The sequence below is a fragment of the Shewanella sp. ENK2 genome (assembly GCF_043568515.1).
Classification (GTDB): Bacteria; Pseudomonadota; Gammaproteobacteria; order Enterobacterales; family Shewanellaceae; genus Shewanella; species Shewanella japonica.
Genome location: NZ_CP171406.1, coordinates 4,837,201 through 4,849,744 on the forward strand (window position 1 = coordinate 4,837,201; position 12,544 = coordinate 4,849,744).

Below are 12,544 nucleotides of genomic sequence, written 5' to 3' on the forward strand. Positions count from 1 at the left end.
TATCGGCTGGAACATCACACATTGACAGAAGTAAACTTAATAATTCAATGAAGAATTTTAGCGTTTTAACACCGCCTAGTGTAAAAAAAGGCCAACAATTTCAGACATTAGCAACACTCGGGGGCGTATCTCAAGCCATTACCCTGTCGAGTTTAATTCAGCAACATTCTGGCACAACTCTCATTGTCACAAGTGATACGCCAGCAGCGCTACAACTTGAAGTTGAACTCGGTTACTTATTGTCTCATTACGACGTCAATGTCTGCTTGTTTCCTGACAGAGAAACCTTGCCTTACGACAGTTTTTCACCGCACCAAGATTTGATTTCTCAACGGTTAGAAACCTTAGCGCAAATGAGCCAAACACAACACAATGTAATTATTGTGCCAGTTAACACGCTCATGGTTAAACTGCCGCCTAAATCATTTTTAACTGCAAATGTCATGTTGCTGAAAAAAGGCGACACTTATAGTCTCCAACAAGTAAGACAACATTTAACAGATACCGGTTATTACATTGTTGACCAAGTATACGAGCACGGCGAATTTGCGATTCGTGGTTCTATTCTAGACATTTTTCCGACGGGGTCAGATCAACCATTAAGAATTGAGTTATTTGACGATGAAGTCGAATCAATTCGATACTTTGATGCTGAAACCCAGCGTTCTCAGCAAGAAATAGACGCAGTAAGAATGCTGCCAGCAAAAGAGTTTCCTACTGACAGTGCCGGAATCGAAGGCTTTAGGCAGCGTTACCGTCGTCGATTTGAGGTCATCTCAAAAGAAGCAGAGTCGGTTTACCAGCTCGTGAGTAGAAACCTTATGCCTGCGGGTATTGAGAATTACCTACCACTGTTTTTTGATGAAACAGCCAATCTGTTTGATTATATTCCAGAGAACACTCAGCTCATTACACTGGGTGATATTGAACAAGCAAGTCAGCACCATTTAAGTGAAATCAACAGCCGCTATGAAGACCGTAGAGTTGATCCTTTACGCCCCTTACTCGCGCCACAAGAACTGTATCTGCTCATCGATGAGTTATTTGCACAATTCAAGCGCTATCAGCGCTCGCAATTTGCTCTTCCTAGTGATGAAAATGACAAAGCGCAACACGCTAGTGTGTCTGCACTGCCTGATATCAATGCCAATCACAAACTCAAGCAGCCATTAATCAGTCTGCAAGAATATAATCAAACACATCAACAATTGGTGTTCTGTGCTGAATCAGAAGGTCGACGTGAAGCATTAATTGAGTTGCTAGGCAAAATCGATATTAAGCCTAAGTTGTTCAATCATTTAGATGACTACATCAAGGCAAAAGATCCTATTGGGTTAATTGTCTCGCCGCTATCACGAGGCTGTGTTATTCACGATACGCCTAAAGGTGATATCAGCGTTATTTGTGAAACTGAATTATTCGGACAACGGATTTCTCAGCAACGACGTAGAGAAAAACAAAAGCAAGTCAGCTCTGATGTATTAGTCAAAAATTTAGCTGAATTAAAAGTCGGTGAACCTATCGTTCACCTTGAACACGGTGTTGCGCTATATCAAGGCTTAGTCACACTTGATACTGGTGGTTTAGTCGCTGAGTACTTACAGCTTGAATATACTGGCGGCGATAAATTATATGTTCCAGTATCTTCACTGCACCTAATTAGTCGTTACAGCGTGGGCGCCGATGAAAGCCCAACCTTAAATAAACTAGGTAACGAAACGTGGGCTAAAGCCAAGAAAAAAGCCATTGAGAAAATTCGTGATGTTGCCGCTGAATTACTCGATGTTTACGCCCGAAGACAAGCCAGACCTGGCGATGCAATGAAAATTGAAGCTGAAGAATATGCCCAATTTTCTCAAGGTTTTCCTTTTGAAGAAACTGTCGATCAAGAAACCGCAATCGAAGCAGTGCTTGACGATATGCAAGCGCCAATGGCCATGGATAGACTGGTTTGTGGTGATGTCGGTTTTGGTAAAACTGAAGTTGCTATGCGAGCAGCTTTTGTCGCGGTCAATGCTGGCAAACAAGTGGTAGTATTAGTACCAACCACCCTGCTTGCTCAGCAGCATTATGAAAACTTTAAAGATCGGTTTGCAGACTGGCCTGTCGTCATTGAGGTCATGTCACGTTTTCGCTCTGTAAAAGAGCAAAATGGGGTGCTTAAACAATTGTCTGAAGGCAAAGTCGATATTGTTATTGGTACCCATAAATTACTCCAAGCTGAAGCCAACTTTGACAATTTAGGCTTACTTGTCATTGATGAAGAACATCGATTTGGTGTCCGTCAAAAAGAAAAAATTAAAGCACTTCGGGCAAATGTTGATATCCTGACATTAACAGCAACCCCAATCCCACGAACCTTAAATATGGCAATGTCGGGGATGCGAGATTTATCTATTATCGCAACCCCACCAGCAAAACGCTTAGCTGTAAAAACCTTTGTTCGTGAGTACGATATTGCAACGGTACGTGAAGCTATACTGCGGGAAATACTGCGTGGTGGCCAAGTTTACTTCTTGCACAATAATGTCGAAACCATTGAAAAATGTGCCCAAGACATTCGCGAATTATTACCTGAATCTCGCGTCGTTACCGCTCATGGTCAAATGCGAGAACGTGAACTTGAGAAAGTCATGTCAGAGTTTTACCACCAACGATTTAACGTATTAGTATGTACAACCATTATTGAGACCGGTATCGATGTACCTAGCGCCAACACAATCATTATCGATCGTGCTGATAAATTTGGGCTTGCACAATTGCACCAATTACGGGGACGCGTGGGTCGCTCGCATCACCAAGCTTATGCCTATTTAATGACGCCACATCCAAAATTAATGAGCGCAGATGCTCGTAAACGACTCGCCGCAATTGATGCCTTAGAAGATTTAGGCGCGGGCTTTATGTTAGCCACACAAGATTTAGAGATTCGTGGTGCGGGCGAGCTCTTAGGTGACGAGCAAAGCGGCCATATTTCTAAAATTGGTTTTAGTCTATATATGGAAATGCTGGAATCAGCAGTTAAAGCATTAAAAGAAGGCAAAGAGCCGTCGCTAGCTTACATGCTAAATTCACAATGTGAGATTGAATTACGTATTCCAGCCCTACTCCCTGATGACTATGTGTCAGACGTTAATATGCGTTTGTCTTTATATAAACGTATTGCCAATTGCGAAACTGAAAAAATGCTAGATGAACTCAAAGTTGAATTCATTGATAGATTTGGTCTACTGCCAGATCCTACTCGCAACTTAATGGAACTAACCTTATACAAACACCAAGCAACAGCGTTAGGCGTCAGTAAGATTGAGATGCATGCCAAAGGTGGTAGCATAGAGTTTAATGACGACCATAAAATAGATCCTATGTTCATCATTGGTTTATTACAAAGCCAGCCACAAATTTATCGAATGGAAGGCTCAAATAAGTTAAAGTTCACTATCCCTGCTGAAACCAGCAAACAACGTCTAGACTTAGTGAAGACGTTACTAGAACAATTAGCTCAACACCGTATTGGAGAAACCCACTAGTGCTGCGTAACCTTGTTATATCTATTGTCGCTATCACAGCGATAAGTTCGTCATTAAGTGTTCAAGCCAAGTCGTGGTTTGAAGTCGAAGTTTTCGTGTTTGAAAGACAATCTAACAGCCTAGAACAATGGCAAGAAAATGCCGCAGTTGCGCCCAATCGCAAAAATGTCGACTTAATTACCCCTATGATCAGTAACGACATCACTGGCGTTGCATTAGGGTTATCAGGCTGCACATCAACAGACTGGACGAGTGGTGAAGTTGATTGCCAAGATCCATTGGTCAGTGCCAATAAAACCACCTTCCCAAGTCAGGTGCCTTTTTCTATTGCTGCCGATGAACCTCAAGTCGCCTATTTAGGTGAAGGGCCAATTTTATTAGCTGAGTCCCAGAGCCAATTTGCTGAGATAATCAGCGCTGTAAAGCGTGAACGAGACGTGCGTAGTTTATTGCATATGACATGGCAACAAGATATGCAATCCCGCAACCGTGCCAAACCGATTCGCATCTACGCAGGTAAAGATTTTTCAGAACAGTTCGAATACGCTGGCAACCCAGTCACAGAACAGCAAGAAGATGAGTTTTCAACTTTTGATTTCAATTCATCATTTGGCAGCTTTATTGATGAACCCAAAACGACCCCAGTGTGGGAGCTTGATGGCAATATCAATATTTACTTAAGTCATTATTTATTTATCGAAACACGACTGGCGCTTCGTAAACCCATCCAAAAAGAAGTGGTGCAAAATGATTACTATCAATACAGCACCCAAGCGGAAAATGAAAAAGTATTAAGTCCATTTTTGCAATCTATCCCTATGGTGCAAAACAGACGAGTAAGATCAGGTGAAATCCACTACTTTGACCACCCTAAAATGGGGATTGTGATGCAAATTAGAAAAATGGAACAACCGACAACCACTAAGCCAGAAGATCTAGTTTTGGAAGAATCGCTTGAGGAAAGTGCTCAACCACTTAGTGATGATACTCCGACATTGATGACTGAAGGCAATGCAAGCCATGAATCATTAAAGTAAGCGCAAAACTGATTGAATCTAATATAGTCTGGTCAGATGTTGAGCAAACGATTCCGTTAGCATTAGTATCACTAAACCGAATGCACATGAACAAATCTGTTTATGTCATTCGGTTTTTTATTGGCCAGTTTACGCTTGTGAGTGTGTTATTTGATTGGCAAGTTGCTGGGCTTTTTGCCAACGCTCCTCAGAAGCTAAGGCGCTCATGACTTGCTCCTTATTTGCTTTAAGCTTGGTCGCATTAACACTTGGTGGTGTTTGCGGCCATTCAAAATTAGCTAAAAGCGTGTTAACGCCTTCGGAGTCATTGCACACTAAAATCATGTCACAACCCGCTGTTAATGCCGCTTTAGCCCTACCGAGATAATCTCCCGCAAAAGAAGCTCCTTTCATACCTAAGTCGTCAGAGAATATCACTCCATCAAATTCAAGCTCTTGCCTTAATACCTTTTGCAGCCAAAAAGAAGAAAAACCAGCAGGATTGGGGTCTAACTGACTATAAACCACATGCGCTGGCATCACCCCATTGAGTAATTTTTTACCCATGAGTTGCTTAAAAGGGACCATATCATGTTCAAAAATTTGTGCTTGGCTTCGATTGTCTTCTGCCATAGCAACATGGGTATCCGCTTTAACACTGCCGTGACCAGGAAAATGTTTCCCTACTGCGGCCATCCCTGCTTCATTCATTCCTTCAATAAACGATTCAGCCAGCGCGCTCACTTGACTAGGTTCGGCACTAAAACTGCGTTTGCCAATCACATCACTAATGCCGTTTACATCTAGCACTGGAGCAAAACTTAAATCAATGTCACAAGCAAGTAATTCAACTGCCATCAAAAAGCCCAGTTCTTTACTCCAGCTTTGCGCAAGTGTTATGTCTCCAGCGGCTGCGGGTAATATATCCCCCATGGCAGGAATAAGTGAAAAGCCCTCTCTAAACCGTTGTACTCGGCCACCTTCATGATCAACAGCAATCAATAATTCAGGACGTATTTGCCGAACAGATTTAATTAAGGCAATCAATTGTGTTTTATTAGAAAAATTGCGGGTAAATAAAATAATTCCGCCAACTTGTGGATGCGAGAGTAAGCTCGCCTCTTCTTCGCTAACGCTATGGCCAGCTAAATCCATCATTAAATAACTCACGAGAGCTCCTGTTTATATTGGCAGTACAACCTCATAATTGTTCATATTTATGAATAGTCACCCTTGAGCTCCCCCTTGCAATAACCTCAACTAATGTGAAGTATGTCGCATAAAAAAATCTAATGAACGAACTCGTAAAAAGTATGGGATACTCAGTAAAATAACTATCGTGATTTGAACCTAGATTATGTTTAAGCCATTAATCTAAACATGTTTAGTGGCGACTATTATGCAGAGAAATCTCCTATAGAGAAACAGTTAATAACGAAAACAACCCGCCTATTACTTGTTTTGTTATCTGCATATAGTGACACATTGGCGCAGGCTCTTATGCTGACAAATCTATCTCAAACGACACGACGAATATAATAAACGACTATAATAAAAAACGACTGAATTAAAGGTTGATAACAATGATTAGTGTATTTGACATGTTTAAAATCGGTATTGGACCATCAAGCTCCCATACTGTCGGTCCAATGAAGGCTGGTAAGTTATTTATGCAGCACTTAGCTGCACAAAATATACTTGCGCAAACCGATGAATTACGCTCTGAATTATTTGGCTCTTTAGGCCAAACGGGTAAAGGTCACGGTACAGGTAAAGCGGTCATTCTTGGATTAATGGGCGAAGATCCTGATACCGTTGATACTGACACCATCGACGCCATTTTAGAGCAAGTATCAGCCAATCAAACCCTAACGATTGCAGATGGACGAACAGTCAAATTTACCCGTGATAACGGGATTACTTATCATCGTCGTAAAAGTTTACCTGCTCACGCCAACGCAATGACGCTATATGCATATAGCGAAGGCAGCTGTATCTATGAACGTACTTATTATTCTGTCGGTGGCGGTTTTATTCTAGATGAAGATGAAATCACCCAAACGAATGCCTCACCTGCAACACCGATAAAATCAGCCCCTTATGATTTTGATTCAGCCACGCAACTTCTTGATGTGTGTTGTGAAAATGGTTTAAGCATTTCGTCATTAATGATGGCCAATGAACTGAGTATTGCTTCTGAAGAAGAGGTAAAACAGGGCTTATGGGACATCTGGCAAACGATGAAAAACTGCATCGAACGTGGTTATCAAAAAGAAGGCATGCTACCTGGTGGCCTTAAACTTCGTAGACGTGCACCCGCTTTATATCGCCGCTTACAAGCCGAAGGCCGTAATAATATGGATCCATTAACAGCAATGGATTGGGTCGATTTATTTGCGTTATCAGTCAATGAACAAAACGCTGCAGGCGATCGCGTCGTCACCGCTCCGACTAATGGCGCAGCTGGCATCATTCCAGCAGTGCTTTGCTACTATCACACCTTTGTGCAAGAAGTGGACATTGATGTATGTTGCCGCTACTTATTGACTGCCGCTGCTATCGGTATTTTGTATAAGAAAAATGCTTCTATTTCTGGTGCTGAAGTGGGTTGTCAAGGCGAAGTGGGCGTCGCTTGTTCAATGGCAGCTGCAGCACTAACAGAAATTATGGGCGGCACTGTAGAGCATGTAGAGAATGCGGCAGAAATCGGTATGGAGCATAATCTTGGATTAACATGCGATCCTGTTGGCGGATTAGTGCAAGTACCATGTATTGAACGTAATGCAATGGGCGCTGTAAAGGCAATTAACGCCTCTCGTATGGCATTGCGTGGCGACGGTAACCATAAGGTCACACTTGATAAAGTGATAAAAACAATGATGGACACCGGTAAAGACATGCGTAGTAAGTACAAAGAAACGGCCAAAGGTGGCTTAGCAGTCAATATCGTTGAGTGTTAACCTATCCACAATAAATTGTTTTTTGCGGAATCACCAAAAATGGTTCCGCATCCCTCTTCCAAAGCTCACTTTCGCTTTTTTTGCTTAAATCATGAACACTACGATTGTTTTTTACATAAAAATGCCTTTAGATGATGAAAGCATTCATCAATAAAGAGTAATCAATGAAAAATATTATCTGCGATATCGATGGCGTTTTACTGCACGACAATAAACTGATCCCCGGAAGTGATAAATTTATCCACAGAGTGCTCGAGCAAGGCAATCCACTGGTTATTCTTACCAACTACCCTGTTCAAACAGGAAAAGATTTACAAAACCGCCTTGGCGCTGCTGGCATTAATGTTCCTGAAAGTAGCTTTTACACTTCTGCAATGGCAACGGCAGACTTTTTAAAGCACCAAAAAGGCAGTAAAGCATACGTTATTGGTGAAGGCGCCCTGACTCACGAGCTTTATAATGCTGGCTTTACGATTACTGATATTAACCCTGACTTTGTGATTGTTGGTGAAACTCGCTCATTTAACTGGGACATGATCCACAAAGCGTCCCGTTTTATCGCTGATGGTGCTCGCTTTATTGCTACAAACCCCGACACTCATGGTCCAGCATACAGCCCTGCTTGTGGCGCTTTATGCTCACCAATTGAACGCATTACCGGTAAAAAGCCATTTTATGTGGGCAAACCTAGCTCATGGATTATTCGATCAGCGTTAAACCACATTAAAGGCCATTCAGAGAATACCGTCATTATTGGCGATAACATGCGCACCGATATATTGGCAGGTTTTCAAGCGGGTCTTGAAACGATTCTAGTCACCAGTGGTGTCAGCCAAATGGCAGATATCGACAAAGAACCGTTCAGGCCTAATCATGTGTTTAAATGTGCTGGCGATATTGACGTCGTTTAATTTCCGACAAAAACTCCATTTATCTACTCAAGTCATCCACTCAGCTAAAATTAGCCTCTTAGGTATCAAGATCTCAGAGGCTAACTAGCATAATCCCATATTTACATCAGCAAAAAAGTTATTTAACAGTTTAAAAAACTGAAAATTTCTCTGATTAACATTAGGTAACATAATTTCAAGCCTTCTCTATTGAATGCAATATAGGCTTGATTCATTATGCCTGCATAGTAAAACTGCATTTCTACTACATTGAGCGGTTTTAACTCGGATTAAGACTAAAAATAACAATAGGACAACCTATGAAGCAATTGCTGCCATTTTGTGCGTTAGCACTTATCACGGCTTGTAGCCCACAAAATGCCCCTACTGCTCCGAGCCAAGCGGATAAAAACACCTCAGCGGTATCTACAGATACAAAAGTAACGTTTAATGAATCTCGTTTTAGAAACGATATCAAGACCTTATCATCAGATGAGTTTGAAGGCCGCGCCCCGACAACAAAAGGAGAAAAACTCACCCTTGATTACCTATCTGCAGCATTTACTGAAATGGGTTTAACAGGCGCTTATCAAGGCAGCTTTTTACAACCGGTTCCTATGGTAAGTTATACCGCAAGTGAAGACCAAGCTATCAGCTTGGCGGACATTGATATGCATTATCGCCAAGATATCGTACTGGGAAGCCGTCACGATAAAGGTGGGGTTAATATTAAAGATGCGCCTTTGGTGTTTGTTGGCTACGGAGTTAATGCACCTGAGTATCAATGGAATGATTATGAAAACCTTGATATGAAAGGCAAGATAGCGGTCATTTTAGTTAACGATCCAGGTTTTGCTCACCCAGAGTCAGATAAATTCAACGGCAAAGCAATGACGTATTACGGCCGCTGGAGCTATAAGTTTGAAGAAGCCAGTCGTCAAGGTGCATTAGGTGCAATCATAATCCATGATACGGCTCCTGCATCTTACCCTTGGTCTGTTGTTGAAAACAGCTGGACTGGTGCACAACAAGATCTTGTCTTAAATCAAGCCGAGCAAGATAAACGCGTTGCTGTTGAAGGTTGGATGACAATGGAAAGCGCTAATGCCTTGTTCAAAAAAGCCGGTTTTGAATTGGAGCCATTAATGGCACGTGCTGCAGATAGCGCGATTCATCTTGAGTTAAATCAAACCGCAGATATTCAATTTACCAGTAAGGCTGAATACGCTGACAGCTATAATGTGGTTGCAACTCTTGAGGGAACTGAAGCAAGCGATGAACACATTCTATTTACAGCTCACTGGGATCACATTGGTATAGACCCAAGCAAAGATGGCGATAACATCTATAACGGTGCATTAGATAATGCCTCGGGAACAGCTGGGATAATGGAAATTGCACGTCAATTTGCTGCACAAGCCAAAAATGGCCAAGGCGTGAAACGTTCATTAACTTTTATAGCAACAACAGGTGAAGAACAAGGGCTGTTGGGATCGCGTTACTATGCTGCAAATCCAATCTACCCGATTGATAAAACCGTTGCGGTATTCAACCTTGATAGCACTAATGTTTATGGCAAGACGCAAGATTACACCATTGTTGGCAAAGGCCAGTCAGAACTTGAGCGCTATTTAATTGATGCTGCAAATAAACAAAACCGTCACGCAACTCGCGAACGTAACCCTGCATCAGGAGGATTTTTCCGCTCAGATCATTTCAGCTTTGCAAAATTAGGCGTACCAGCGGTATTTGCTGGTGGCGGTAGTATTCCGCTAGATGACGAAACTGCAGAGTATAAAAAAGCGATGCAACAAAAAATGAAAGGATGCTATCACAGTGTTTGCGATCATTATCATGAAGACTGGGACCTTTCTGGCGCTTTACAAGATTTAGCCGTGTATTTTGAATCAGCGAAATCTTTAGCCAATAACGATGATTGGCCTGGCTATTATCAAGGTTCGGAATTTAATTCGCTTAGACCAGCACAGGACTAACCTTTGCTAATTTTGCAGGAATTAATAACATATTGAGCTAATCGCACATTGAGTTAATCCTGCAATGAGTTAATAGCATTGGCCTTTAACAATATAAGTCGTATTAACAGTATCTTTAATTAATATCCCTTGAGTTTGTATACCTCAAGGGATTTTTTGTATAAAACTACCTCAAGCCTCCCCTATTAAAATACCTGAAAAATTTAATCACTTTCGATTCCACAATCTTAAAATTCTTGGGCTATCTGCCCTGTCAAAATAAATATTCATCAATGGTAGCAACAAAAAAATAGATAAACCTCAAAAACAAGGCTAACAAAAACAGATTTAACCAACTAAAAACCTAATAATATTGACGATTATTCAAAAATCACAGTTGAACCTTGAGAAAAATGCTGTCAAAGTAATTTCCAGATAAAGATTATTAAGTGTAGATATAGCGATTCTGGAGCCAAATTATGTGTTCAATTTTTTCAATATTAGATATTCAATCAGACGCAAAAGAATTGCGTCAAGTGGCTTTAGAAATGTCTAAGCTACTGCGCCACCGTGGACCCGACTGGTCAGGTGTTTATGCTGACGATAAAGCAATTTTGGCACATGAACGTTTGGCGATTGTTGACGTTGACCACGGCGCACAACCGCTAATTAGTGAAGATGACAACATTGTACTGGCAGTAAATGGTGAGATTTATAACCATAAACAGCTAAAAGAAGAGCTAGGCGAAAAATACCGTTATAAAACAAACTCAGACTGTGAAGTGATTTTAGCTTTATATCAAGAATACGGCGTCGATTTTTTAGATAAACTAAACGGCATTTTTGCGTTTGTGCTCTACGATAAAGCACAAGATGCATTTCTAGTTGGCCGTGATCATATGGGCATTATCCCGCTTTATTCTGGTCGTGACAGTCTAGGTAACTATTACATCGCATCAGAAATGAAAGCGTTAATGCCGGTATGTAAAACAGTAGAAGAGTTTACACCAGGCCATTACCACTATTCTAAAGACGCAGGATTAACCCAATACTACCAACGTGATTGGCAAGATTTTGAAGCAGTAAAAGACAATGCCGCGAGTAAAGAAGAATTGCGAGATGCTTTAGAAGCTGCGGTTAAACGTCAATTAATGTCAGATGTACCTTATGGTGTATTGTTATCAGGCGGGTTAGATTCATCAGTTATTTCGGCAATTACGCAAACCTTTGCTAAACGTCGTATTGAAAATGACAGCGAAACCGATGCCTGGTGGCCACAACTACATTCATTTGCTGTTGGTTTAGAAGGCGCACCAGATTTAATCGCAGCTCAAAAAGTGGCCGATGCAATTGGCACAATTCACCACGAAATCCATTTCACCTTCCAAGAAGGGTTAGATGCGATTAAAGAAGTTATTTATCACCTTGAAACCTATGACGTTACGACTATTCGTGCAGCGACACCAATGTACTTAATGGCCCGTAAAATTAAAGCTATGGGCATTAAAATGGTGCTTTCAGGCGAAGGCGCTGATGAATTATTTGGCGGTTACTTATATTTCCATAAAGCACCTAATGCACAAGCATTCCACGAAGAGTTAGTACGTAAACTCGATAAATTACACCTATTTGATTGTTTACGAGCAAACAAAGCCATGGCGGCTTGGGGACTAGAAACACGTGTTCCATTTTTAGACAAAGAGTTTATGGATGTCGCTATGCGTATCAATCCTGAAGCTAAAATGTCAAAAGAAGGTCGTATTGAGAAAAACATTTTACGTGAAGCATTCGAACATGCATTGCCACATGAAGTTGTTTGGCGTCAAAAAGAGCAATTCAGTGATGGTGTTGGTTACTCTTGGATTGATGGCCTTAAAGACATCGCTGCAGAGCAAGTGGATGATTTACAATTAGCCAACGCTAAATTTAGATTCCCGTACAACACGCCAGAATCAAAAGAAGCCTATTACTATCGTTGCTTCTTTGAAGAGTTCTTCCCATTAGAATCTGCAGCAGAAACAGTACCGGGCGGGAAAACGGTCGCTTGCTCTACACCTGAAGCATTACTTTGGGATGAGAGTTTACAAGGCATTAATGACCCTTCAGGTCGTGCTGTTAAAAACGTCCATGACAGTGCTTATTAGTTGTTATAAATAACCTATTAATAAAAAAGCC

7 protein-coding genes are annotated in these 12,544 nt (G+C 41.3%); 6 read left to right on the plus strand and 1 reads right to left on the minus strand.

Features of this window, described 5'->3' with window-relative positions:
• Positions 1 to 47 precede the first annotated feature (47 nt).
• On the plus strand, positions 48 to 3,530 hold the full coding sequence (gene mfd / locus ACGEDC_RS21145; protein WP_394495622.1) for a transcription-repair coupling factor: 3,483 nt from the start codon (positions 48 to 50) through the stop codon (positions 3,528 to 3,530).
• Positions 3,530 to 4,567 (plus strand): peptidoglycan binding protein CsiV, encoded by a 1,038-nt coding sequence (locus ACGEDC_RS21150; RefSeq protein ID WP_394495624.1) that lies wholly within the window; start codon positions 3,530 to 3,532, stop codon positions 4,565 to 4,567. The genes mfd and ACGEDC_RS21150 overlap by 1 nt, the downstream gene beginning before the upstream one ends.
• Before the next feature lie 129 nt (positions 4,568 to 4,696).
• Here the strand turns inward: ACGEDC_RS21150 and nagZ are convergent, their stop codons facing one another.
• Positions 4,697 to 5,716: a beta-N-acetylhexosaminidase gene (gene nagZ, locus ACGEDC_RS21155; protein WP_394495626.1), complete on the minus strand. Its 1,020-nt coding sequence runs from the start codon at positions 5,714 to 5,716 to the stop codon at positions 4,697 to 4,699.
• 413 nt (positions 5,717 to 6,129) lie between these two features.
• On the opposite strand from nagZ, the gene ACGEDC_RS21160 reads away from it, so the two are divergent.
• The 4 genes from ACGEDC_RS21160 (at position 6,130) to asnB (ending at position 12,513) form a co-directional block, all read left to right on the plus strand.
• On the plus strand, positions 6,130 to 7,506 hold the full coding sequence (locus ACGEDC_RS21160; protein WP_055026287.1) for an L-serine ammonia-lyase: 1,377 nt from the start codon (positions 6,130 to 6,132) through the stop codon (positions 7,504 to 7,506).
• Between the two features lie 164 nt (positions 7,507 to 7,670).
• On the plus strand, positions 7,671 to 8,417 hold the full coding sequence (locus tag ACGEDC_RS21165; RefSeq protein ID WP_055026288.1) for an HAD-IIA family hydrolase: 747 nt from the start codon (positions 7,671 to 7,673) through the stop codon (positions 8,415 to 8,417).
• 299 nt (positions 8,418 to 8,716) lie between these two features.
• On the plus strand, positions 8,717 to 10,390 hold the full coding sequence (locus ACGEDC_RS21170) for a M28 family metallopeptidase (RefSeq protein WP_394495629.1): 1,674 nt from the start codon (positions 8,717 to 8,719) through the stop codon (positions 10,388 to 10,390).
• Between the two features lie 458 nt (positions 10,391 to 10,848).
• Positions 10,849 to 12,513, plus strand: a complete 1,665-nt coding sequence (gene asnB / locus ACGEDC_RS21175) for an asparagine synthase B (protein ID WP_394495631.1) — start codon at positions 10,849 to 10,851, stop codon at positions 12,511 to 12,513.
• Positions 12,514 to 12,544 lie beyond the last annotated feature (31 nt).

Coding starts and splice junctions, on each gene's coding strand:
- asnB (WP_394495631.1), top strand. CDS start 10,849: ATGTGTTCAATTTTTTCAATATTAGATATTCAATCAGACGCAAAAGAA.
- ACGEDC_RS21165 (WP_055026288.1), top strand. CDS start 7,671: ATGAAAAATATTATCTGCGATATCGATGGCGTTTTACTGCACGACAAT.
- mfd (WP_394495622.1), top strand. CDS start 48: ATGAAGAATTTTAGCGTTTTAACACCGCCTAGTGTAAAAAAAGGCCAA.
- ACGEDC_RS21160 (WP_055026287.1), top strand. CDS start 6,130: ATGATTAGTGTATTTGACATGTTTAAAATCGGTATTGGACCATCAAGC.
- ACGEDC_RS21170 (WP_394495629.1), top strand. CDS start 8,717: ATGAAGCAATTGCTGCCATTTTGTGCGTTAGCACTTATCACGGCTTGT.